Here is a 21,154-nt window from a genome sequence, read left to right as displayed (position 1 = left end):
GCCCAGGACCCGCGCCCAGCCGTGGGCCGCCCGGTCCGCCGCCAGCGCGCCGACGGCGGACAGGCAGGCGAGGAAGCAGAGCACGGCGATCACGGCCGCCAGCCAGGGCTCGCCGCCCGTGTCGCGGGGCAGGATGGGGGCGCGGCGGGAGAGCAGGCGGTCGATCATGCGGCGCCTCCGGACAGACGGCCGCGGTCCAGGGTCAGCACCGTCGCGCCGGACCGGGCGGCCAGGTCGGCGTCGTGGCTGGCGATCAGCACGGTCGTGCCCAGCCGGTTCATGGACTGGAACAGCTTCAGCAGCCGGCCCGCCATGGCGGCGTCGACATTGCCGGTCGGCTCGTCGGCGATGATCAGGTCCGGGCCGGTCACCACGGCGCGGGCGATGGCCAGCCGCTGCTTCTCGCCTCCGGACAGGGCGGCGGGGCGGGCGTCCGCGCGGGGGGCCAGTCCGACCCAGTCGAGCATCTCATCCACGTCGTCGGCGTAGTCCGCGATCTTCAACCCGGCCAGCCGCAGGGGCAGGGCGACGTTCTCCCAGGCGCTGAGGTGATCCAGCAGCCGGAAGTCCTGGAACACCACCCCCATCCGGCGACGGAACGCCGGAGCCCGGCTGCGGGGCGCGGCGCCGGCGTCTTCCCCGAACAGCTCCAGCGTCCCGGCCCGCGGATGCACGTCGAGGGTCAGCAGCTTCAGCAGGGTCGACTTCCCCGCCCCCGACGGGCCGGTAAGGAAGTGGAAAGAGCCCGCGGGCAAAATCAGGTTAACGTCCCGGAGCACGTCGGGCGTCTCGTTATAGCCGAAGCCCACGCCACGCAGGCGGGCGGTGGCGGGCGACGAGGCGGCATCGGCGGCGCGACGGGTCTGGACGGACATCAATTCTTGGATCGGTGCGCGGCGGGGCCGCGAACGGGAGAGGGGCGAAGAGCCTCGCAGTCGGCGCCTATGATACTGACCTGCCCGTCCTGCGCCACCAGCTATTTCACACCCGACGACGCAATCGGGCCGAACGGCCGCACCGTGCGGTGCAAGACCTGCAAACACACCTGGCGCGCCACCCTCGACGAGCCGCTGGAGCTGTCGGCCGCGGAGGAGACGCCTCCGCCCCGTCGAGAGGAGCCCGCGCCGGAATCCCTGGCCGAGACCCCGGCGCCGGAGCTGCCGCGCGCCTTCCGCGCCCGCGCCGAGCAGCAGCGCCGCCTGCGTCGCGCCGCCACCCACGGGGTGGTCTGGGCCGGCATCGCCTCCGGTTTCGCCGCCTTGCTGGGCGCCGCCTGGCTGTTCCGGGTCGAGGTGGTGGAGATGGCCCCCCGCACCGCCGCGGCCTATGCCGCGGTCGGTCTGACGGTGAACCCCACCGGCCTGGATTTCGAGGCGATCAGCGCCCGTCCCCTGCCGAATGATCCCGGCAAGGTCATCGTCTCGGGCGCCCTGCGCAATGTGCGCGACAACGAGCGGATCGCGCCGCCGGTCCGGGTCGCCCTGCTGGACGCGCACGGCGCCGAGATCGGACACGCCGTCGTCAATATCGACGCCGCCCCGGTCCTGCCCGGCAAGGTGCAGGGCTTCGCCGTCATCATTCCGGACCCGGGCGCGCGCGGGCAGGGAGTCGGGGTGGATTTCGTCCTCGACGCCGCACCGTCCCATCCGGCGCCCGCCCATGCACCCGCTCATGCACCCACCCGTGCGGCCGGGCATGCGCCGGCCCACGCGGCGGAGGAAGGGCATGGGCCCGCCCCCACACACGACGCCCCCGCCCACGACGTTCCCGCCGCGGAGCCGCATGCCAGCGTCCCGCCTCCGGCGCACGCCGCCGCGCACGGTCCGGCTCATGAGGCCGGTCTGCAGCCGGTTTCGGCGTCGCGTCCCAGCACCCTGCGTCGCGCCCTGACGCCGGGCGTGCCCCTGCCCGACGAGCGCCAGCCGGTCGACGCCGTCCCCGCTTCGGCCGAAAGGGCTCTCGACTCGCACGCCCCTCGGGCGGTATCGCGGGGTCATGGCTGACACCTCCCCGACGCCCACCGTGCTGCTCCCCGAGGCGGAGGTGCAACGCATCGTCGCCGACCTCGCCGCGCAGATCGCCCCCGTCATCGACGACGAGACCGTCGCCGCGGTCCTGCTGACCGGCGGCCTCTGGTTCGCCGCAGACCTGACCCGCGCCCTGTCGCGCGTCGGCCGCAACGTCCGCTTCGACGCCCTGTGGCTCGCCTCCTACGGCGATGAACAGTCCAGCCGGGGCAAGATCGACGTCTACGCCGACTTCCAGCGCTCCATCGAGGGGCGCCGCGTCCTCATCATCGACGACGTCTTCGACACCGGCCTTTCGCTGGCCGAGGCTGTCCGCATCGCCAAGGAAAAGGGCGCCTCGGAAGTCCTGACCGTCGTCTTCGCCAAGAAGCCCTGGCCGCTGCCGCGGGCGCCGGAGCCCGACTTCGTCGGCTGGGACGCCCCGAACCGGTTCCTGGTCGGCTACGGGCTGGATCATGCGGGCGCCCTGCGCGGGCTGCCGGACGTGTGTGCGCTGGATTGAAGGTCTTGGGGCTTAGGGCTTAGGTCTTAGGCTCGGGAGGCTGACATGGAAGCTCGGATACGGGGTTATCGCGACTTGCAGGTATGGCAACGCGCCATGTTGATCGCGGAAAGAACTTATTTTTTGAGCAGAACTTTTCCCAAAGAGGAGCAATTCGGGCTGACTTCACAGGCGCGGCGAGCCGCTGCCTCAGTGGCTGCCAATATTGCCGAAGGGTACGGACGGGGCACTCGTCCGGCGTATGCGAGCTTTGTCCGCATTGCTCAGGGCTCTCTCAAAGAGCTGGAAACCCATCTTCTCTTGGCTGAGCGTGTGGGAGTAGCGGCTCCTGGCTCGACCAAAGAAATCCTGTCTGAAGCAGATGGGCTCGGACGGATGCTGAGGGTCTTGCTGACCAAGCTCGCCTCAAGCCCCAAGCCCTAAGCCCCAAGCCCTTCCTTCAGAGCCAGTCCGCCTTCGGCTCCCGCGCCCACATCTCGTCGTAGCTCGGACGCGGACGAACCACCGCCCACCGGTTCCCATCGACCAGCACTTCCGCCACCAGCGGCCGCGAATTGTACTCGCTCGACAGCACGGCCCCGTAGGCCCCGGCGCTCAGGAACGCCACCAGATCACCGGCCTGCAGCGGCGCCAGCATCCGGTCCCGCGCGAACACGTCGGTGGATTCGCAGATGGGGCCGACCGGGTCATAGGCGGCGCGCTCGCCCTCGCGCGGATGCACCGGCACGAGGTCGTGGAAGGCGTCGTACAGGGCGGGCCGCATCAGGTCGTTCATCCCCGCGTCCAGCACCAGGAACCGCCGCCCGTCCGCGCGCTGGTTCACCTGAATGACCCGGCTGACCAGCACCCCCGCATTGGCGGCCAGCAGGCGGCCCGGCTCGAACGCGGCCTCGACGTTCAGGCCGTCCAGAACCCGCGCGCACATGGCGGCGTAGTCGGCGATGGAGGGCAGGTCCGTCTGGCCGTGATAGGGCACGCCCAGACCGCCGCCGAGGTCCAGCCGCGTGACCTCGCAGCCCTTGTCGCGCAGGGTCTCGGCCACGCCCCGGATGGTGCGGAAGGCGGCTTCCATGGGGGCCAGATCGACGATCTGGCTGCCGATGTGACAGGCCAGTCCCACCGGCGTCACATGCGGCGAGGCCGTGGCGCGGACATACAGCTCGATGGCTTCCTCGACCGGCACGCCGAACTTGTCGGTCGCCCCGCCGGTGGTGATCCTGGCGTGACCGCCCGCGCCGATGTTGGGATTGACCCTGACCGCCACAGCGGGCGAGGCGCCCTTCGACGCCGCCACCGCGATCAGCCGATCCAGCTCGGCGCCGCTCTCCAGATTGATCTGGCGCACGCCGACGTCGATGGCGAAGGCCAGTTCGGCGTCGGTCTTGCCCACGCCCGAGAAGATGATCCGATCGGCCGGGATGCCCGCTTTCAACGCGCGGCGGATTTCGCCCTCCGACACCGTGTCTGCGCCGCAGCCCAGTTTCGCCAGCGTCGCCAGCACCGACAGGTTGGAGTTGGCCTTGACCGCGAAGGCGATCAGGCTGTCGCCCAGCGCCCCTTTATGGTCATCCAGCGCGCCGCGCAGCAGGCTGTAGTGTCGGGTCAGGGTGGCGGTCGAATAGACATAGACCGGCGCGCCGACGGCTTCGGCGATGACGGACAGCGCGACGCCTTCGGCGTGAAGTTCGCCGTCGATCAGGTCAAAATGGTTCAAGTCGGGATCCCGGGGAGAGGATCAGCGCGGGCTGTTGCCCGATCCGCCGAAAGGACTGGAGCTCGGGCCGCCGTCGATGGGCTGCTCGCGGTTCGGACGATTGACGGTGGCGGGCTCCGGCAGGCCGGGGGCGCGGCCGTCGCGCATGCTGCGCTCGGTGCGTTTGGCGGGGGGCGCGTCCAGATCAGCCATGCGGCCGCAGGCGGCGGCCGAGACCGCGATCAGGGCGGCGACGCCCGCGATGACAAGTTTCTTCATCTGAACCCCCTTAGCCGAGCCGCGACGTCCACTCGGCGATACGTTGCCGGACCTGTTCCGGCGCGGTGCCCCCGAAGCTCTGGCGGCTGGCGCAGGAAGCCTCAGGGGTGAGCACCTTGTACACCCCTTCCGTCACGCCGGGATGCAGCTTCTGCAGTTCTTCCAGCGGCAGTTGCGCCAGACCCACGCCCAGCGCCTCGGCCCGCTTGACCGCCGCGCCCGTGACATGGTGCGCCTGACGGAAGGGCAGGTTCAGCTCGCGCACCAGCCAGTCGGCCAGATCGGTGGCGGTCGAGAAGCCCGCGCCGGCGGCGGCGGCCATCTTTTCCGTGTCCGGAACAAGGGCGGCGACCATGGCGGTCATGGCGCCCAGCGCCAGATCGAGGGCGTCGAACGCCTCGAACACCGGCGGCTTGTCCTCCTGCATGTCCTTCGAATAGGCCAGCGGCAGGCCCTTCATCACCGTCGACAGGGCGACCAGCGAGCCCATGATCCGGCCCGTCTTGGCGCGCACCAGCTCGGCGGCGTCCGGATTGCGCTTCTGCGGCATGATCGACGAGCCGGTGGTCAGGTCGTCGGGCAGGGTGACGAAGCCGAACATCGGCGTCATCCACACCACGATCTCCTCGGCCAGGCGTGACAGGTGTCCGGCGCAGATCGAGGCGGCGGCCAGGCTTTCCAGCGCGAAATCGCGGTCCGACACGGCGTCCAGCGAGTTGGCCATCGGGCGGTCGAAGCCCAGGGTCGAGGCCGTCATGTGCCGGTCGATGGGGAAGGGCGACCCGGCCAGCGCGGCGGCGCCCAGCGGGTTTTCGTTCATCCGGGTGCGGGCGTCGGCGAAGCGCCAGGCGTCGCGTCCGAACATTTCGACATAGGCCATCAGATGGTGGCCCAGCGTTACCGGTTGCGCGGTCTGCAGGTGGGTGAAGCCCGGCATCAGGTCGCCGGCGTGCTGCTCGGCGCGCGCCAGCAGGGCCTTCTGCAGGCCTTTCAGCTGCACCACCTGACGGTCGCAGGCGTCGCGGACCCACAGGCGGAAGTCGGTCGCCACCTGGTCATTGCGGCTGCGCGCGGTGTGCAGCCGGCCCGAGGGTTCGCCGATCAGCTCATTCAGGCGGGCTTCCACATTCATGTGGATGTCCTCGAACTGGTCGCGGAACGGGAAGCGGCCGCCGCGGATCTCGTCCTCGATGGCGTCCAGCCCGCCGAGGATGGCGTCGGCGTCGGCCTGCTGGATGATCCCCTGTGCGGCCAGCATGCGACAATGCGCGCGCGATCCGGCCAGGTCCTGGGCCCACAGGCGCTGGTCCACGCCGATGGAGACGTTGATCGCCTGCATGATTTCGGCCGGTTTGGCCGAGAAGCGTCCGCCCCACATGTCTTGACCTTTGGCGCCCCCGGGGGCTTTGGTCACGGGATCGGAGGGCGTCTGGTCGGACATGGCTATCTCGAAGGCGGTAATCGGCGCGGTTGTCGGCGCGTTGCTGATCGGTGGGATCGGCGGCGGCGCGGCGCTGCTATACGCCAATCCGGGCCTGATCGACAAAGCCGCAACGCCGGAACCGGCCGCGAAAAGCGAACTGGCCCGCTTCGCCACCGGCACGATCGCCCGTCTGGAGACGCCGGCGGCCCTCGAACCGGCCCCGGCCTATGTGTTCAGGACCCGCGACGGCGCCGATGCGCGCCTGTCGGATTTCCGCGGCAAGGTGGTGGTGGTCAACCTCTGGGCGATGTGGTGCGCGCCCTGCCGCACCGAGATGCCCACCCTGGCCCGCCTGGCTGAAAGCTACGCGGGGCGGGATGTCATGGTGCTGCCGATCAATGTCGACGCCACCCCCGACGCCATCGCCGACGCCCGCAGCTTCATCGACGTGCATGAGCCGCTGCCGATGTACAGCGACCCGAAATTCCAGCTGCCCTTTGAACTGCCGGGCAAGGGCAAGATGCCCCAGACGATCCTGCTGGACCGTCAGGGGCGGATCCGCGCCCATTTCTCGGGCGAGGCGGACTGGGCCAGCCCCGAGGCGAAGGCGCTGATCGACGCCCTGCTGGCGGAGCCGGCCTGACCGGTCGTCAGTTGGCCGGAACGCGTTCGTCCGTCGCCGGATTGACCGCGCCCGGACGTCCCTCGGCGGCGGCCTCGGCCTGATTGTCCTCAAGCCTGTCGGCGGCGTTGCCCGCGACTTCCTCGGTCGCCTGCGCGGCCTTCATGGCTCCGGCCTCGATCACCTCGCCGGCCTGCGACGCGATGTCGCCGGCCTTTTCACCGGCGGCGCTGGCGTCGGCTTCCGCCTGTTCCTGTTCGGCCTGGGTGCAGGCGGCGGCGCCCAGCGACAGGGCGGCGACGGCGGTCAGGGCGGCGATACGAATACGCATGGCGTTGTCCTCTCGGTTGAACCTGGGCGGTTAACGCGAGGACGCCCTGACCGGTTGCGGCCTGCGACCTCAGCGGTTGATCATCGCCTGCGCCGCCGGGGTGTAGCGTTCTCCCGTCAGCGGAATGTCGCCCAGCCGATCCTCGATCGCCCGCAGGTCAGCGGCGGTCAGTTCGACCTCGGCCCCGCCCAGGTTCTCCTCCAGCCGGTGCAGCTTGGTCGTGCCCGGGATCGGAACAATCCACGGCCTGCGCGCCAGCAGCCAGGCGAGGGCGATCTGCGCCGGCGTCGCGCCCTTGTCGGCGGCGATGCCTTTCAGCTCCTCCACCAGGGCGAAATTGGCGCTCAGATTGGTCGCGTCGAAGCGCGGGACGGTCGCCCGGAAGTCATCGGCGGCGAAGGTCGTATTCGGGGTGATCGCGCCGGTCAGGTATCCCTTGCCCAGCGGGCTGAACGGCACGAAGCCGATGCCCAGCTCTTCCAGCAGCGGCAGGATCTCCGCCTCCGGTTCACGCCAGAACAGGGAGTATTCGCTCTGCAGCGCCGTCACCGGCTGCACCGCATGCGCCCGGCAGATGGCGTCCACCCCCGCCTCGGACAGGCCGAAGTGGCCGACCTTGCCCTCGGCGATCAGGTCGCGAACCGTCCCGGCCACGTCCTCCATCGGCACGGCGGGATCGACCCGGTGCTGGTAGAACAGGTCGATGTGGTCGGTCCGCAGCCGCTTCAGCGACGCCTCCGCCACCTGTCGGATGCGCTCCGGACGGCTGTCCAGCCCGCCCGTACGCTCGCCGGCGTCGGTGATGTCGAACCCGAATTTGGTGGCGATCTTCACCTGCTCCCGCACCGGCTCCAGCGCCTCGCCGACCATCAGCTCATTGGCCCAGGGGCCGTAGATTTCCGCGGTGTCGAAGAAGGTCACGCCGCGATCCACGGCCTCGCGGATCAGCTTCACCCCCGTCGGCGTGTCCGTCGCCGCTCCATAACCGAAGCTCAGCCCCATGCAGCCGAAGCCGAGGGCTGAAACCTCAAGGCCTGATTGTCCAAGCGTGCGCGTTTTCATGGTTCTTTTCCTTTCTCAGTTCGCCCGCCGAAGCGGGGCTTCCCGTTCCGAATGGACGAGCGTCCGTTCGGGGAGACGGGCACCGCGAACTTCAATCGCGGCGACGGCAGCGTTCAGTTCCGCCAGTTCTTCGGGGGAGAAGCGCAGCGATGCCGCGCTGATATTCTCCCGCATGTGCGCCATCTGGGTCGTGCCGGGGATGGGCACGATCCACGGCTTCTGGGCCAGCAGCCAGGCGAGGGCGATCTGCCCGGGCGCGGCGTTCTTGCGTCGTCCCCAAGCCTTCACCAGCTCGACCAGCGCCAGATTGTGGGCCAGGTCCTCGCCGGCGAAACGGGACTCGATGCCCCGGATGTCGCCCTCGGCGAACCGGGTGCCGGCGTCGATAGCGCCGTTCAGGAAGCCGACGCCCAGCGGGCTCCAGCAGACCAGACCGACGCCGAGTTCCTCGCAGGTCGGGATGACCCAGTCCTGCGGTCCGCGCCACAGCATCGAGTATTCGTTCTGCACTGCCGACACCGGCAGGGCGGCATGGGCCCGGCGCAGGGTTCCCTGACCCATTTCACTCAGTCCCCAGTGCAGAACCTTGCCCTCGCGCATCAGGTCGCCGACCGCGCCGGCAACGTCCTCGATAGGCACGTCAGGATCGACACGATGCTGGTACAGCAGGTCGATCCGGTCGGTCCGTAGCCGACGCAGCATATTCTCGACCACGATGCGGATGTGTTGCGGACGACTGTTGAGCCCCGGCAGCCGCGCGCCGGTCTCTTGATCAATGTTCCAGCCGAACTTGGTGGCGATGACGATGTCGTTCCTAAACGGCGCGACGCCTTCGCCCAAAATGCGCTCGACCTCGTGGGGGCCATACGCTTCGGCTGCGTCGTAGAAGGTCAGGCCCTCGTCAAACGCGGTCCGGATGATGTTCAGCATCTCCGGGCGCGAAGGAAGCGTCGTCTGATAGGTCCGGCTCATGTTCTGCACGCCGATGCCCACGGCCGAGACTTCCAGTGCGCCCAGACGGCGCTTGCCGGGGGAGGTCTGGCCGGGGGCGGCGAAAGCCGGCGCGGCGGCAAGGGCCGAGGCGGTCAGGCCTAGACCGAAAATCGCCCGGCGATCAAAACCGGGGCGGGAAGTTTCTGACGGCACGCCGCTTCTCCTTCGGTGTGGTTAGCTCCGGACAGCCGTCCGCGATCCGTCGCGCGGGACGGTCGGCTGCGGGATCAAATGAAGGGGCCGCCGCCGGGGCGACGGCCCGTCAGGCTCAGGCCGCCGGGGCTTCCAGCGAGGCCATGTCGATCGAGAAGCGGTACTTCACATCGCCCTTGATCATCCGCTCATAGGCGGCCTCGATCTGGTCGATCGGGATGATCTCGACATCCGAGACGATGTTGTGGTCGCGGCAGAAGTCGAGCATCTCCTGCGTCTCGGCGATGCCGCCGATCAGCGAGCCGGCGATCGCGCGACGGCCGAAGATCAGGTTGCCGACCGACGGCGAAGGATGCGGCTCGGCGGGCACGCCCACCAGCACCATGGTCCCGTCGCGCTTCAGGGCGCTGACATAGGGGTCCAGATTGATGGACGCCGCCACCGTGTTCAGGATGAAGTCGAAGGTTCCCATGTGGGCCTTCATGTCGGCCTTGTCCTTCGACAGGACCACGCCCTTGGCGCCGAGGCGCGCGGCGTCTTCCGCCTTCCCCGGCGACGTCGTGAAGACCCAGACTTCCGCGCCCATGGCCGCGGCCAGCTTGACCCCCATATGGCCCAGGCCGCCCAGGCCGACCACGCCGACCTTCTGGCCCGGTCCGACCTTCCAGTGGCGCAGGGGCGACCAGGTGGTGATCCCGGCGCACAGCAGGGGCGCGACGGCGGCCAGCTGGCTGGCGTCATGGCCGATGCTCAGCACGAAGTCCTGATCGACCACGATATGCTTGGAATAGCCGCCGAAGGTGTGGCCGCCCAGGACCTTGTCCGGACCGTTGTAGGTGCCGACCATGCCGGTTCCGGTGCAGTACTGCTCCTCGCCCGCCACACAGGACGGACAGGTCCGGCAGCTGTCGACCATGCAGCCGACGCCGACCAGATCGCCTTCCTTGAAGCGGCTGACCTTCCCGCCCACCGCGCTGACGCGGCCGACGATCTCGTGGCCCGGGCAGCAGGGGTACAGGGTGCCGCCCCATTCGGCGCGGACCGTATGCAGGTCCGAGTGGCAGACGCCGCAGTACAGGATGTCGATGGCCACATCGGTCGCCAGCGGGTCGCGGCGCTCGAAGCTGAAGGGCGCGAGCGGCTGGTCACCGGACGGGGCGGCGTATCCGTAGGATTTCATGGGGGCTCCAGAACGTCTTGGGCGCGCCCCTGCGCGCCGCGAACGCGATCAAGATAGGGCGCGCCTTTCCGGGTGATTAGGGGTAGTGATCGGCATAAACCTGTGAATGGGATTCAATAATGAAGCGCGATGAGCTGGGCGACCTGGCCGCCTTCATGGTGGTGGCGGAGGAGCGGGGGTTTACCCGGGCGGCCTTTCGTCTGGGGCAGTCGCCGTCCGCGCTCAGCCATACGATCCGGCGTCTGGAGACCCGGCTGGGCCTGCGCCTCCTCCTGCGCACCACCCGGAGCGTCTCGGTGACCGAGGCGGGCGAGCGGCTGCTCGAGACGCTCCGGCCGGCCTTCTCGGACATCGAAAGCCGGCTGGAGGCCCTGGCCGAGCTGCGCGACCGGCCGTCCGGCACCATCCGGATCAACTCCGGCGAACACGCCGCCCACACCCTGCTGTGGCCGGTGCTGGAGCGCTTCCTGCCCCTCTATCCGGACGTGAAGGTCGAGATCACCACCGAGCTGGGCTATGCCGACATCGTCGAGCGACGCTTCGACGCCGGCGTCCGGCTGGGCGAGCAGGTGGCGCGCGACATGATCGCGGTCCCGATCGGACCCGATGTGAACATGGTGGTGGTGGGCGCGCCGTCCTGGTTCGCGCGACGGCCGAAGCCGGTCACGCCGCATGATCTCAACGACCACGTCTGCCTCAATCTGCGCCTGCCGACCCGCGGCGGGCTCTACGCCTGGGAGTTCGAGAAGGACGGGCGGCAGTTGAACGTCCGTGTCGACGGCCAGCTGATCTTCAACGACATGGCCCTGATCCAGAAGGCGGCGGAGGCGGGGATGGGGCTCGGCTTCCTGATGTCGGACGTCGCGGCTCCGGCCATCGCCGAGGGGCGGCTGATTCCTGTGCTGGAAGACTGGCGCCCGCCCTTTCCCGGATACCACCTCTACTACCCCAGTCGCCGTCAGCCGACGCCGGCCTTCACCCTGCTGGTGGAGGCGTTGCGCTATCGGGGGGCGGGGACGACGGCTCCGGCGCGCGGGTAGTCGGGCCGGCTTCGTCCGCTGTGCGGGACGGCACGCCGTCGACAGGCTCCGAGACCGCGGGCGAATGCTCCGCCGGGGTCGAGGGACTGTTCTCGCCGCAGGCGGCCAGACCCGCGGTCAGGGCGCCCGCGGCCAGCAGGGCGGCTGCGGCGCGGCTCACGCGGCGGTCTTCGGCAGCCGGGCCATGGCCTCCCGGCACAGGCCGTTCAGCTGTCGGGTCAGGGCGGTGCCCTCCAGCTGGTTGACGTCGGCCATGGTGTAGCCGTCCTTTTCCATCGCCCGCGCGATCTCGCTGCGGCTCCGGTAGAGGCCGGTGCGGGCCAGTTCGAAGGCGCGCTCGAGGGGGTGAAGTCTGAACTGGGTCATGGGGGCCGAACGCCACCGCGGCCTCCGCGTTCCTAAGTCGCTTTCCGGACCCGGGGCGCGAGGGACGGCGGCCCGCCCCGTCGCTCGCAGAACGCCGGACGGACCGCCGGGACGCCGCCTGCCGATTTGGCGGTCATCCGGACTTCATACGCCCCGCCCGGCCGTTCGGACCACGCGGTCAGGCCGGGTCCGCAGTCCGGGGCGCGGCGGCCACCTCGCGCGCCAGCTGGCCGAGCGTCACCTCGCCGAAACGGTCCAGCAGCCGGCGCTCCGCCTCCGTCAGGCTGTCGGCCAGGGCCGCGTTCACCGCCTGTTCGATGCGACAGCGCGGATCGTCGTCCGCCAGCCCGATGGCGAACAGTTTCGGACTGCCCAGGGCGTCATGGATGTCGCGCAGTGTCACCTCGTCCAGAGGCCGCGCCAGCGCCCAGCCCCCGCCGTGCCCCTTGTCAGAGGTCACGTATCCGGCGGCCTTCAATCCCGCCATGGTCCGGCGCACCACCACGGGATTGGTTGAGATCATCTTGCTGATGGCCTCCGAGGTCACAGGGGCGCCGATGTGATCCATGTGGATCAGCACATGCAGCATGCGGGACAGGCGGGTGTCTGCGGGCATGCGGCCATCCTATCGCGCGCGCACACGTAACAAAAGAAGTTGCGTGATTGCGTCGCCGTTTATATCTCTCGCAACATCGAAAGTTACGAGAGGCTCCCATGGATCGGTATGACGTCATTGTGGTCGGCGGCAGTTTCGCCGGCCTCTCCGCGGCGATGCAGCTGGCGCGGGCGCGCCGCCGCCTGCTGCTGGTCGACGCGGGCAAGCCCCGCAACCGCTTCGCCGCGACCTCGCACGGCTTCCTCGGCCAGGACGGCGTCCCGCCCGCCGACATCATGCGCGAGGGCCTGACCCAGCTGGCCCGCTATCCGTCGGTGGACTTCGCCCACGCCGAGGCCCTGACCGCCCGCGCCGAGGCGGACGGCGTCACCCTGACCTTGTCCGGCGGCGCCGGGGTCTCGGCCCGCAAGCTGGTCCTCGCCACCGGGGTCGCCGACACCCTGCCGCTGGAGTCCATGATCCCGCGCTGGGGCGTCAGCGTCCTGCATTGCCCCTACTGCCATGGCTATGAGGTCCGGGACCGTCGTCTGGCTGCGATCGCCACCGTCCCGGGCGCCGTGCATCAGGCCCTGATGCTGCCCGACTGGGGCCCGACCACCTTTTTCACCCAGGGCCGGTTCGAGCCGACAGAGGAAGAGGCCGCCCAGCTGGCCGCGCGCGGCGTCGCCATCGAGCGCACCCCGGTGGTCGAACTGCTCGGGGAGGGGACGGCCCTCTCCGCCCTGCGGCTGGCGGACGGGCGTGAGGTCCCGGCCGAGGCCGTCTTCACCGCCCCGCGCACCCATGTGACCAGCCCGCTGGCCGAACAGCTGGGCTGCGCCTTCGAGGACGGCATGACGGGCCAATACATCCGCGTCGACGCCCTGCAGCAGACCAGCGTGCCCGGCGTCTTCGCCGCGGGCGATGCGGCGACCCGGATGTTCAACGCCACCCTGGCCTCCGCCGCCGGCGTCATGGCCGGCGTCGCCGCCCACCGGGCCCTGGTCCAGGATGCGGCGGCGTGAGCGGCTTTGATGATCCGCAGGCCGTCGCCCGCTATGCCGAGGGGCCGCGTCGTCTGGTCCCCGGCCTCGATGACCTGCACCGCATGACCCGCCTGCTGCTGGACGAGACCGTTCCACCCGACGGTCATGTTCTGGTCGTCGGCGCGGGCGGCGGGATGGAGTTGCGCGCCTTCGCCGGGGCCCGGCCCGGCTGGCGCTTCACCGGCGTCGATCCGTCCGTCGAGATGCTGAAGCTCGCCGCTCGCACCCTCGGCCCTTTGGCCGACCGGGCGGAGCTGCGCGAGGGCTATGTCGCCGACGCGCCCGAGGGGCCGTTCGACGGCGCCGCCTGCCTGCTGACCCTGCATTTCGTGCCCGAGGCCCAGCGCATCGCCACCCTGTCGGAAATCCGCCGCCGCCTGAAACCCGGCGCCGCCCTGGTCCTCGCCCACCACAGCGTCCCGGACGGCCCGGAGCGCACGATCTGGCTCAACCGCTTCGCCGCCTTCGCCGCCGACAATGGTCTGGAGCGGGAGCGCGCCTGGGCCAACGCCCACGCCATCGGCGAGGCTTTGCCGCTCCAGACGCCCGAGGCCGAAGTCGCCCATCTGAGGGCGGCGGGGTTCTCGGATGTGCAGCTGTTCTACGCCGCCTTCACCTTCAGGGGGTGGGTGGCGCGGCGGTAGCTGACCGCTACGTCGCAGAGAGCGGCGCCCGGAGTGTATCGGTGACCGTGTAGGTCGCATCCTGGCGTCGATGCTTGGGGCGGCTTTCGACCCATTGCGGACATGCAGAGGATAATTCAGCCTCCGAAGATGAGCTTTGCGTCTCTCATCGAGTGGATAGACCGAGAATGGGAGAATGGCTTGAGGGCGAGGTTCTCCCTGCCCCTCATAGTCTCAGCTGGTTGGCTACCGCTCTCCCTGATCGGCCTCAACTGGGTCACCATTTCGCTGGCGGCTATCTGGGCCGTGCCGTGGATCACCTTGTTTTTCTGGAGGCTAGGTGTCTGGTTGCAGCGTTATGAGGCGCGGCAACGCCCGAGCCGAAAGGGCCGGAGGCGGTGAGTCCGCTTCCGACCCTTGCCGGACATCCGGAACGTCCGCTTGCCTACGGCGCCTGGCGGCGGCGGAGTGTTGTGACGGTCCGGGCAGGCGGAACGCCCGGAAGACCTCGGGACGTCGCGCCTGAACCTGCAGAGGAAAATGGTGGCTGGAGGCAGGTTCCTGCGTGCACCCACATTCATAGGACGGGCGATCAAGATCGCCGTCTAACCGGTATCTATTCAGCCGGTGTCGGTTGGTCTTGCATTCAAGACAGGGCGGCCGGTCGCTGCTCGGAGGTCCGCGACCAGAGCCTCACGCGCAACCAGAGTATCGCTCATGCTCGACCAAAAAGGTGCCATGTCCTGCACCGTTTCGACCTTGCGGACCGCCTCGGCAAGATCGCCAACCTCGGTCATGTAGGCTTCCACAGTGGGAGCCTCGTCAGGCCGCAAATGTGTAGAGGCAGCCCGGAGCAAGGTGGACTGCTCCTGAAGATTGGCGAGCAGCTGGTTTCGGGCCTGAACGTCGACCCGCTTCTGATCGACCAACGAGCCAACATAGACCTGAGACAACGTGTCCAGCCGATTTGCAGCTTCCATGAACAGGACAATCTCCTGCTCTCGTTGACCAGCGTGTTGGACACGGGTGCCCCTCCACTCGCCGTAGAGAATGGGTAACAAGCCTGTAAACACCGAAGCGAGCAGCATATGCCACACCTGCAGCTTCGTTGAAGTCAGCGTTTTGCCGAGGTTCTTCAACATCTAGACACCTTGCAGTTGCTTAACGCGTCACTGGTACTTGTGGTGCCAACCCGGTACGTGCGGCCGTGGCCTGCAGTTGATCGCAGGTCTCCTTCCACCGATCGTATCCCATAATCCTAAGAATATCCTTCACGCTTTCATCAACCGCAGCCGTACACTCGGCAGTTGCTCCTGCAGCCGAGTTGACGACTTCGATGTCAGCTGGATTTAACGGTGCGGCCCCCGAAAGCGCCAATGCAAGCAAGGCCGCAATAACCAGCGGCACAAGCCGTTGGCTGTATATGGTCAGGTTTCCCGGCGAATTTATGTTGATCGCCAGATCCGGAACGACCTCAGGATGGGCGTTCAAGAATGCCAAGGCCTTCTCGACGGAGGCGGGCTCTTCGTCCAGTTCCTTGCCCGCCCACAGGGCGACGACCTGATTGACGAACAGTTGGATGGTAAGGTCGTCTACCGTCGTGAACTCGGGCTCCCGCGTAAAGATTTTGGCGGTGTACGTGTCGTCGAATGAGAAGTTTGGATAGGCGAGTCGATACAGTTCGTCCCGCATCGATTTGCCAACCAAGGTGAAAGGATGGGGCGTCTGGAGTCGCCGGATTAGCTCCGGGTCAAGGCTGCCCTTGGTGACGCGTGTCAGCCAACGCACTCGTCGGCCAGGAATTCGCTCACCCGGATAAATGGCGTCCACGTCAACGGATGCGAAAATCCCAGGGTCATCAGCGAATTCGCCGATGAGAACATCTGACCAGTAGCCGGGCCCAGGAACGATCACCAGTTCGCCCTTGCGGGCACCGAAGTACATTTCCCGGATGGCGCCCGCGATAACCGCCCGCCGTTGGGTGACGCCGAAGTTTTGGTAGTCGTCCGGGTTTCTCGAAGGTGCTGCCTCCGGCGGCCGCCGCTTTCTGTGCCAGCTGCGCACTCGTTCGGACATCCCGAGAAGAGGCGCTAGTTCGGCCGCTGCCGGCGGACCGTTGAACCCATTCAGGTTCAAACCAGGGACATCGAGGAAGATGCGGCCGTTACGATTGAAGTCGTTGTAAAATCGAAAGTCTTCCCCAGGCCGAGCGATAAAGACACGCTCGTCGCCTTTGATAAAGCGAGTGTTTAGATCAATTCGCACAGCAGTCGCCACGCAGCCCCTCCAGCAACCGAAGGTTGGAGGTGTAGAACGGTGGTCGCCATAGCGCAACGTCATCGCGCGCATCGAGCGTTATGCGAAGCCGGGCCTGAACCCATCCTTCAGGATCCGATGTTACAGGCGAGCGATGACCCCGAGCCCGTGCATCTCGCCGCCAGAAGACGAACCAGAATCGATGTCGCCGCTGGACCCGGTGCTGCTGAAGCTCATTGAGGCAATGGCGCGAGCAGATGTGGAGATGGACCTGCGAGACAGGCTCCACTTCGTATGGGTCTAAGCATGAGGCTGGGGTCGGGCTCGAACCCAAATTAAGTTATTGATAACTAAGAAGAAAAAGTGGTGGCTGGAGGCGGGCTCGAACCGCCGACCTGTGGGTTATGAATCCACCGCTCTAACCAGCTGAGCTACCCAGCCCCGATTTCTCGAGTCCCGGCGGGAACTGGTCTGACCGCCGGAAGAGGCGTGCCTATAGAGGCGACGCGGTGCGGGATCAAGTCGCTTCGAAACACAGATGCGCCGGGGCGATCCGCCGCATCCCCGTGACGGCCCCTCGCAGGAACGGTAACGACAGCGGCGCCGTTTCGCGGCGAACCGTTTCTGCCGGAGTCTGACCATGCGCCTGATCGCCCTCGCCGTCACCGTTTCCGCCCTCGCCCTGGCCGGCGCCTGCGGGGCCACCGGGCAGGACGCCCCCGCCGGGCAGGCCGGCGCACCCCTGGAAACCCGCCCCGCCAACAATCCGGCCCAGCAGCCGGCGACCGAGGGTCAGACCCGCGCCCCCGCCGTCCGCACCGAGGCGGCCCTGACGCACACGGTCGTGGCCTCGGGCCTGCAGAACCCCTGGGGTCTGGCCCTGCTGCCGGACGGCCGCTGGCTGGTGACGGAAAAGCCGGGCCGCCTGCGCATCATCACCGCCGACGGTCAGGTCAGCGAGCCCCTCGCGGGCCTGCCCGCCGTCTCGGCGCGCGGGCAGGGCGGTCTGCTGGACGTCATCGTCGGCCCGACCTTCGGTCAGGACCGCCTGATCTACTGGAGCTACGCCGAACCCCGTGAAGGCGGCAACGCCACCTCGGTCGCCCGCGCACGCCTGTCGGACGACGGGACGCGTCTGGAGAATGTGCAGGTCATTTTCCGCGCCCTGCCGGTCTATGACGGCGACAAGCATTTCGGCTCGTCCCTGGCCTTCGCTCCGGACGGCAAGCTGTTCATCACCCTGGGCGAGCGCTCCGACCGCCCCATGCGTCCGCAGGCCCAGGATCTGGCCTCGCACATGGGCAAGACCATCCGCATCAACGCCGATGGCTCGGTCCCCTCGGACAACCCCTATGTGGGCCGCGAGGGCGCCCTGCCGGAAATCTGGTCGCTGGGGCACCGCAACATGCAGGGCATCGCCATCACCCCGACCGGCGACGTCTGGACTATCGAGCACGGCACGCGCGGCGGCGACGAGCTGAACCTCGACCGCGCGGGCGTGAACTACGGCTGGCCGATCATCGCCTATGGCGTCGAATACGCGGGCGGCGCCATCAATGAGGGCGTCACCGCCCGCGAGGGGCTGGAGCAGCCGGTCTATTACTGGGACCCGGTCATCGCCCCGGGCGGCATGGCCTTCTACGACGGCGCCATGTTCCCGGGCTGGCGCGGCAACCTGCTGGTCGCGGGCCTGAAGGAAAAGCGCATCTCGCGTCTGGTGCTTCAGAACAACCGGGTGGTCGGCGAGGAATATCTGCTGACCGATCTCGGCGAGCGCGTCCGCGATGTGGCCGTCGGCCCCGACGGCGCGGTCTGGGCCATCACCGACGAACGGGACGGCAAGCTGGTCCGCCTGTCGGCGCAGTAGGAGCCGTTTCGAAGGGATTGGTGAGTAGTGAGTGGCGGGGGCGACGGTTGCCGCCCGCTCACTACTCCCAACTCACTACTCACTCGCGTCAGTCGCGCAGCAGCTCGTTCACGCCGGTCTTGGCGCGGGTCTGGGCGTCCACGCGCTTGACGATGACGGCGCAGTACAGGCTCGGCCCGCCCTTCGGGTCCGGCAGGCTGCCCGGCACCACGACGCTGTAGGCCGGGACCTCGCCGCGGAAGACCTCGCCGGTCTCCCGGTCCACGATCTTCGTCGAGGCGGACAGATAGACGCCCATGGCCAGGACGGCGCCTTCGCGCACGATCACGCCCTCGGCCACCTCGGCGCGGGCGCCGATGAAGCAGCCGTCCTCGATGATGGTCGGGTTGGCCTGCAGGGGCTCCAGCACGCCGCCGATGCCCGCGCCGCCCGACAGGTGCACATTCTTGCCGATCTGGGCGCAGGAGCCGACCGTGGCCCAGGCGTCGACCATCGAGCCTTCATCGACATAGGCGCCGATGTTCACGAACGACGGCATCAGGATCACATTCTTCGCGATATAGGCGCCGCGGCGGGCGATGGCGCCCGGCACCGAGCGGAAGCCGGCGCCCTGATAGTCGGCGGCGGTCCAGTCGCCGAACTTGTTCGGCACCTTGTCCCAGAAGGGGCCGACGCCCGGGGCGTGGCTGGTCGGGCCGCGGTCGCCCGCGCGCATGATCTCGTTGTCGTTCAGGCGGAACGACAGCAGCACCGCCTTCTTCAGCCACTGGTGGGTCGTCCAGACACCGTCCTCACCGCGCGAGGCGACCCGGGCCTGTCCCGAGTCCAGCAGGTTCAGGGCCTGCTCGACGGCGTGGCGGACCTCGCCGTGGGTCGCGGCCGATACATTGGCGCGGTCGTCCCACGCCGCTTCGATGACGGATTCGAGATGGGCCAGATCGGTCATGCGGCGGCGTCCTTGAAGGTCAGGTCGGTCAGGAAGTCTGTCAGATCGGGGGCGATGTGGTCGATATGATCGCCGAGCGGCTTGCCGTGCCCGTCCCCGATCAGGACGGTGGTCATGCCCAGGGCCTTGGCCGGCTCCAGGTTCTTCGGCGTGTCCTCGAAGAAGGCGGCGGTGCGCGGCTCGAAGCCGAACTGCGCGATCATCCTGCGGAAGGTCGAGGGCGCGGGCTTGGGCGTCAGATCGGCGTCCTCGATGGCGAACAGGCCGTCGAAACAGTCCGCGACCCCCAGCCGGTCCAGCACCCGGCCCGCATACTCCCGGGCGCCGTTGGTGAAGACGAATTTGCGGCCGGGCAGGCGGCGCAGCTGGGCGGCCAGGGCGGGGTTGGGCTCCAGACTGTCCATGGGCACGTCGTGGACGTCGTGCAGGAAATGCTCGGCGTCGATGGTGTAGTTGGCCATCAGCCCCGCCAGGGTCGTGCCGTGCTCGTCCAGGAACTGCCGCTGGAGCACCCGGGCCTCGTCGGGGTGCAGCCCCACGGCCTCGACGACGTAGGCGTTGATCCGGGCCTGGACCAGCCGCATCAGCCCCTGTTCCCGCGGGTACAGGGTGTCGTCCATGTCGAACACCCAGACGGTGACGTCGGACAGGTCGATCAAGACGCCTTCACCAGGGTGCCCGCGCCGTATTCGGTGAACAGCTCGACCAGCATGGCGTGGGGGCGGCGGCCGTCCAGGATGACGACGGCCTCGACGCCGGAACGCACAGCGGCCATTGCGGTCTGCAGCTTGGGGATCATGCCGCCGGTGGCGACGCCGTCCTCGATCAGCTTCGAAGCCTGGCCCAAGGTCATCTGGCGGATGATCTGACCGTCCGCGCCACGCACGCCCGGAACGTCCGTCAGCAGCAGCATCCGCTTGGCCTTCAGCTCCCCGGCCAGGGCGCCGGCGACGGTGTCGGCGTTGACGTTATAGGTCGCGCCGTCCTCGGCCACGCCGATGGGGGCCACGACCGGCACCCAGTCGTCGGTCTCCGAGGCGATCAGCCCCTTGATCAGCTTGGCGTCCACCCTGGTCGGATCGCCGACGAAGCCCAGATCGACCTCGTGTTCGATCATGCTGTCGGGATCGCGCTTCTTGCGCGACGTCTTCTTCACCGTCAGCAGGCCGGCGTCCTTGCCCGACAGGCCCACGCCCCGGACGTCCGCTTCCTTGCCCGCCACCGTGATCCAGTGGGCGATCTCCTTGTTCACCGCGCCGGACAGGACCATCTCGGCCACCGCCATGGTGTCGGCGTCGGTCACGCGCAGGCCGTCGACGAAGTTCGACTTCACCCCGGCCTTGTCCAGCATGGCGCTGATCTGCGGGCCGCCGCCGTGGACCACGACCGGGTTCACGCCCATCAGCTTCAGCAGCACCACATCGGCGGCGAACTGCTTGGCCACGGCGGTTTCGCCCATGGCGTGGCCGCCGTATTTGATGACCACGGTCTCGCGGTCGTAAACTTGGATATAGGGCAGCGCCTCGGCCAGCGTTTTCGCCGTGGCCCAGCCCCGTTCCTCGGATTGGCGTTCGATCTCGTCCATCACGAGCGGCTCCCTAACGGCAAGGCGTCGGCCTGTCATCATGAAACCGGAGCGGCCGGACGCCGTTTCCGGTCCCATGAACCCGCACGATATTGATGATCGGGACCTGAGTCCCGCCGATCCCGCCGATCCGGCCTCGCTCCAGCATCCGGACGCGACCCTTTGTCCGGAGTGCCAGGGCGCGGGGACGCTGGGAGACGGAGAAACCTGTCCGGTGTGCGAGGGAACCGGCCGGGCGACGGGGCGGACCGGCGGCGGCTGACGCGCGTCCCGGGGGGCCTCGAAGACCGTCTGTAACCTTGTCGCCACGTTGAACATTGTTCTGCCTCAGTCTGTCTCGACCTCGGCGAAAGGGACTGATAAGGAAAAGCTTAGCGGCGGCAAACGCCGTCGAAATCCATTCCTGGCTGCGGAGGGCATCCACCAATGCGCGTTAAGACTTTCATTCTGGCGTCCAGCGCCGCCGGGGCGCTCGCCCTGTCGGCCGGCGTCGCCGCGGCCGAGCCGAACGGTTGGTACGGTGCGATTGACGCCGGCTACCACACGATCGACGATCTGGAACTGA

Annotated in this window: 24 protein-coding genes and 1 tRNA gene; 9 read left to right on the top strand and 16 right to left on the bottom strand. The window is 68.3% G+C overall.

The window, feature by feature from the left end:
* Positions 1–164: 164 nt before the first annotated feature.
* Positions 165–875: a cell division ATP-binding protein FtsE gene (locus ACLQ7T_RS14040; RefSeq protein WP_420479982.1), complete on the bottom strand. Its 711-nt coding sequence runs from the start codon at positions 873–875 to the stop codon at positions 165–167.
* Positions 876–944: 69 nt separating this feature from the next.
* Here ACLQ7T_RS14040 and ACLQ7T_RS14035 point away from each other — a divergent pair, with 69 nt between their 5' ends.
* Genes ACLQ7T_RS14035 through ACLQ7T_RS14025 form a run of 3 tightly spaced genes read left to right on the top strand, consistent with a single transcriptional unit; the run spans position 945 to position 2,952 of the window.
* Complete coding sequence (locus ACLQ7T_RS14035; RefSeq protein WP_420479981.1) at positions 945–2,003, top strand: MJ0042-type zinc finger domain-containing protein; 1,059 nt, start codon at positions 945–947, stop codon at positions 2,001–2,003.
* Positions 1,996–2,529, top strand: coding sequence for a phosphoribosyltransferase (locus ACLQ7T_RS14030; RefSeq protein ID WP_420479980.1), 534 nt, complete (start codon positions 1,996–1,998; stop codon positions 2,527–2,529). Before ACLQ7T_RS14035 ends, ACLQ7T_RS14030 begins: the two co-directional genes overlap by 8 nt.
* A 45-nt stretch (positions 2,530–2,574) precedes the next feature.
* The gene (locus ACLQ7T_RS14025) at positions 2,575–2,952 is read left to right on the top strand and encodes a four helix bundle protein (protein WP_420479979.1); all 378 of its coding nucleotides are present in this window, start codon (positions 2,575–2,577) and stop codon (positions 2,950–2,952) included.
* 16 nt (positions 2,953–2,968) lie between these two features.
* Here the strand turns inward: ACLQ7T_RS14025 and lysA are convergent, their stop codons facing one another.
* Genes lysA through argH form a run of 3 tightly spaced genes read right to left on the bottom strand, consistent with a single transcriptional unit; the run spans position 2,969 to position 5,942 of the window.
* Positions 2,969–4,243, bottom strand: coding sequence for a diaminopimelate decarboxylase (gene lysA / locus ACLQ7T_RS14020; RefSeq protein WP_420479978.1), 1,275 nt, complete (start codon positions 4,241–4,243; stop codon positions 2,969–2,971).
* 21 nt (positions 4,244–4,264) lie between these two features.
* On the bottom strand, positions 4,265–4,501 hold the full coding sequence (locus ACLQ7T_RS14015) for a hypothetical protein (protein WP_420479977.1): 237 nt from the start codon (positions 4,499–4,501) through the stop codon (positions 4,265–4,267).
* Positions 4,502–4,511: 10 nt separating this feature from the next.
* Complete coding sequence (gene argH, locus ACLQ7T_RS14010) at positions 4,512–5,942, bottom strand: argininosuccinate lyase (protein WP_420479976.1); 1,431 nt, start codon at positions 5,940–5,942, stop codon at positions 4,512–4,514.
* Here argH and ACLQ7T_RS14005 point away from each other — a divergent pair.
* A complete protein-coding gene (locus ACLQ7T_RS14005) occupies positions 5,941–6,567 on the top strand; it encodes a TlpA family protein disulfide reductase (RefSeq protein WP_420472167.1) in 627 nt (208 codons plus the stop codon). The genes argH and ACLQ7T_RS14005 overlap by 2 nt on opposite strands.
* A gap of 7 nt (positions 6,568–6,574) precedes the next feature.
* Here ACLQ7T_RS14005 and ACLQ7T_RS14000 read toward each other — a convergent pair whose 3' ends face one another.
* From ACLQ7T_RS14000 to ACLQ7T_RS13985, 4 genes are all read right to left on the bottom strand, one after another.
* Complete coding sequence (locus ACLQ7T_RS14000) at positions 6,575–6,877, bottom strand: hypothetical protein (RefSeq protein WP_420479975.1); 303 nt, start codon at positions 6,875–6,877, stop codon at positions 6,575–6,577.
* A gap of 69 nt (positions 6,878–6,946) precedes the next feature.
* Entirely contained in the window at positions 6,947–7,939 is a 993-nt protein-coding gene (locus ACLQ7T_RS13995; protein WP_420479974.1) for an aldo/keto reductase, read from the bottom strand.
* A 15-nt stretch (positions 7,940–7,954) separates the two neighbouring features.
* On the bottom strand, positions 7,955–9,085 hold the full coding sequence (locus ACLQ7T_RS13990; RefSeq protein WP_420479973.1) for an aldo/keto reductase: 1,131 nt from the start codon (positions 9,083–9,085) through the stop codon (positions 7,955–7,957).
* Positions 9,086–9,200: 115 nt separating this feature from the next.
* Positions 9,201–10,265, bottom strand: coding sequence for an NAD(P)-dependent alcohol dehydrogenase (locus ACLQ7T_RS13985; protein ID WP_420479972.1), 1,065 nt, complete (start codon positions 10,263–10,265; stop codon positions 9,201–9,203).
* Between the two features lie 119 nt (positions 10,266–10,384).
* On the opposite strand from ACLQ7T_RS13985, the gene ACLQ7T_RS13980 reads away from it, so the two are divergent.
* A complete protein-coding gene (locus ACLQ7T_RS13980; protein ID WP_420479971.1) occupies positions 10,385–11,305 on the top strand; it encodes a LysR family transcriptional regulator in 921 nt (306 codons plus the stop codon).
* A gap of 156 nt (positions 11,306–11,461) precedes the next feature.
* Here the strand turns inward: ACLQ7T_RS13980 and ACLQ7T_RS13975 are convergent, their stop codons facing one another.
* Together ACLQ7T_RS13975 and ACLQ7T_RS13970 are read right to left on the bottom strand one after the other, a co-directional pair.
* A complete protein-coding gene (locus ACLQ7T_RS13975; RefSeq protein WP_420472171.1) occupies positions 11,462–11,671 on the bottom strand; it encodes a hypothetical protein in 210 nt (69 codons plus the stop codon).
* Positions 11,672–11,849: 178 nt separating this feature from the next.
* Positions 11,850–12,287, bottom strand: coding sequence for an RrF2 family transcriptional regulator (locus ACLQ7T_RS13970; RefSeq protein ID WP_420479970.1), 438 nt, complete (start codon positions 12,285–12,287; stop codon positions 11,850–11,852).
* A 98-nt stretch (positions 12,288–12,385) separates the two neighbouring features.
* Between ACLQ7T_RS13970 and ACLQ7T_RS13965 the strand changes: the two genes are divergently transcribed.
* Both ACLQ7T_RS13965 and ACLQ7T_RS13960 read left to right on the top strand, forming a co-directional pair.
* The gene (locus tag ACLQ7T_RS13965; RefSeq protein ID WP_420479969.1) at positions 12,386–13,291 is read left to right on the top strand and encodes an NAD(P)/FAD-dependent oxidoreductase; all 906 of its coding nucleotides are present in this window, start codon (positions 12,386–12,388) and stop codon (positions 13,289–13,291) included.
* A complete protein-coding gene (locus ACLQ7T_RS13960) occupies positions 13,288–13,956 on the top strand; it encodes a class I SAM-dependent methyltransferase (RefSeq protein ID WP_420479968.1) in 669 nt (222 codons plus the stop codon). The genes ACLQ7T_RS13965 and ACLQ7T_RS13960 overlap by 4 nt, the downstream gene beginning before the upstream one ends.
* 599 nt (positions 13,957–14,555) lie before the next feature.
* On the opposite strand, the gene ACLQ7T_RS13955 is transcribed toward ACLQ7T_RS13960, so the two are convergent.
* The 3 genes from ACLQ7T_RS13955 to ACLQ7T_RS13945 form a co-directional block, all read right to left on the bottom strand.
* Positions 14,556–15,077 carry a hypothetical protein gene (locus ACLQ7T_RS13955; protein WP_420479967.1) on the bottom strand — a complete coding sequence of 174 codons (522 nt, stop codon included), beginning with the start codon at positions 15,075–15,077 and terminating at the stop codon, positions 14,556–14,558.
* Positions 15,078–15,096: 19 nt separating this feature from the next.
* Positions 15,097–16,212 carry a hypothetical protein gene (locus ACLQ7T_RS13950; protein WP_420479966.1) on the bottom strand — a complete coding sequence of 372 codons (1,116 nt, stop codon included), beginning with the start codon at positions 16,210–16,212 and terminating at the stop codon, positions 15,097–15,099.
* A gap of 343 nt (positions 16,213–16,555) precedes the next feature.
* Positions 16,556–16,632, bottom strand: a tRNA-Met gene (locus ACLQ7T_RS13945).
* 199 nt (positions 16,633–16,831) lie between these two features.
* Here ACLQ7T_RS13945 and ACLQ7T_RS13940 point away from each other — a divergent pair.
* The gene (locus tag ACLQ7T_RS13940) at positions 16,832–18,058 is read left to right on the top strand and encodes a PQQ-dependent sugar dehydrogenase (protein WP_420479965.1); all 1,227 of its coding nucleotides are present in this window, start codon (positions 16,832–16,834) and stop codon (positions 18,056–18,058) included.
* A gap of 88 nt (positions 18,059–18,146) precedes the next feature.
* Here the strand turns inward: ACLQ7T_RS13940 and dapD are convergent, their stop codons facing one another.
* Genes dapD through argB form a run of 3 tightly spaced genes read right to left on the bottom strand, consistent with a single transcriptional unit; the run spans position 18,147 to position 20,589 of the window.
* Positions 18,147–19,004, bottom strand: a complete 858-nt coding sequence (dapD, locus tag ACLQ7T_RS13935) for a 2,3,4,5-tetrahydropyridine-2,6-dicarboxylate N-succinyltransferase (RefSeq protein ID WP_420479964.1) — start codon at positions 19,002–19,004, stop codon at positions 18,147–18,149.
* Positions 19,001–19,663 carry a pyrimidine 5'-nucleotidase gene (locus tag ACLQ7T_RS13930; RefSeq protein ID WP_420479963.1) on the bottom strand — a complete coding sequence of 221 codons (663 nt, stop codon included), beginning with the start codon at positions 19,661–19,663 and terminating at the stop codon, positions 19,001–19,003. Before ACLQ7T_RS13930 ends, dapD begins: the two co-directional genes overlap by 4 nt.
* Complete coding sequence (gene argB, locus ACLQ7T_RS13925; RefSeq protein ID WP_420479962.1) at positions 19,660–20,589, bottom strand: acetylglutamate kinase; 930 nt, start codon at positions 20,587–20,589, stop codon at positions 19,660–19,662. The genes ACLQ7T_RS13930 and argB overlap by 4 nt, the downstream gene beginning before the upstream one ends.
* A gap of 76 nt (positions 20,590–20,665) precedes the next feature.
* Here argB and ACLQ7T_RS13920 point away from each other — a divergent pair, with 76 nt between their 5' ends.
* Positions 20,666–20,851, top strand: a complete 186-nt coding sequence (locus ACLQ7T_RS13920; RefSeq protein ID WP_420479961.1) for a hypothetical protein — start codon at positions 20,666–20,668, stop codon at positions 20,849–20,851.
* The last annotated feature ends 303 nt before the right edge of the window (positions 20,852–21,154 follow it).

The organism is Brevundimonas sediminis (assembly GCF_048799765.1).
In the GTDB taxonomy this organism is placed as follows: Bacteria; Pseudomonadota; Alphaproteobacteria; order Caulobacterales; family Caulobacteraceae; genus Brevundimonas.
This window is presented reverse-complemented; position numbering and strand designations above follow the sequence as displayed.

Coding starts and splice junctions, on each gene's coding strand:
- ACLQ7T_RS13995 (WP_420479974.1), bottom strand. CDS start 7,939: ATGAAAACGCGCACGCTTGGACAATCAGGCCTTGAGGTTTCAGCCCTC.
- ACLQ7T_RS14000 (WP_420479975.1), bottom strand. CDS start 6,877: ATGCGTATTCGTATCGCCGCCCTGACCGCCGTCGCCGCCCTGTCGCTG.
- argB (WP_420479962.1), bottom strand. CDS start 20,589: ATGGACGAGATCGAACGCCAATCCGAGGAACGGGGCTGGGCCACGGCG.
- argH (WP_420479976.1), bottom strand. CDS start 5,942: ATGTCCGACCAGACGCCCTCCGATCCCGTGACCAAAGCCCCCGGGGGC.
- ACLQ7T_RS14025 (WP_420479979.1), top strand. CDS start 2,575: ATGGAAGCTCGGATACGGGGTTATCGCGACTTGCAGGTATGGCAACGC.
- ACLQ7T_RS13920 (WP_420479961.1), top strand. CDS start 20,666: ATGAACCCGCACGATATTGATGATCGGGACCTGAGTCCCGCCGATCCC.
- ACLQ7T_RS14015 (WP_420479977.1), bottom strand. CDS start 4,501: ATGAAGAAACTTGTCATCGCGGGCGTCGCCGCCCTGATCGCGGTCTCG.
- ACLQ7T_RS14005 (WP_420472167.1), top strand. CDS start 5,941: ATGGCTATCTCGAAGGCGGTAATCGGCGCGGTTGTCGGCGCGTTGCTG.
- ACLQ7T_RS13955 (WP_420479967.1), bottom strand. CDS start 15,077: ATGTTGAAGAACCTCGGCAAAACGCTGACTTCAACGAAGCTGCAGGTG.
- ACLQ7T_RS13980 (WP_420479971.1), top strand. CDS start 10,385: ATGAAGCGCGATGAGCTGGGCGACCTGGCCGCCTTCATGGTGGTGGCG.
- ACLQ7T_RS13970 (WP_420479970.1), bottom strand. CDS start 12,287: ATGCCCGCAGACACCCGCCTGTCCCGCATGCTGCATGTGCTGATCCAC.
- ACLQ7T_RS14035 (WP_420479981.1), top strand. CDS start 945: ATGATACTGACCTGCCCGTCCTGCGCCACCAGCTATTTCACACCCGAC.
- ACLQ7T_RS13940 (WP_420479965.1), top strand. CDS start 16,832: ATGCGCCTGATCGCCCTCGCCGTCACCGTTTCCGCCCTCGCCCTGGCC.
- ACLQ7T_RS14040 (WP_420479982.1), bottom strand. CDS start 875: ATGTCCGTCCAGACCCGTCGCGCCGCCGATGCCGCCTCGTCGCCCGCC.
- ACLQ7T_RS13985 (WP_420479972.1), bottom strand. CDS start 10,265: ATGAAATCCTACGGATACGCCGCCCCGTCCGGTGACCAGCCGCTCGCG.
- dapD (WP_420479964.1), bottom strand. CDS start 19,004: ATGACCGATCTGGCCCATCTCGAATCCGTCATCGAAGCGGCGTGGGAC.
- ACLQ7T_RS13975 (WP_420472171.1), bottom strand. CDS start 11,671: ATGACCCAGTTCAGACTTCACCCCCTCGAGCGCGCCTTCGAACTGGCC.
- ACLQ7T_RS13965 (WP_420479969.1), top strand. CDS start 12,386: ATGGATCGGTATGACGTCATTGTGGTCGGCGGCAGTTTCGCCGGCCTC.
- ACLQ7T_RS14030 (WP_420479980.1), top strand. CDS start 1,996: ATGGCTGACACCTCCCCGACGCCCACCGTGCTGCTCCCCGAGGCGGAG.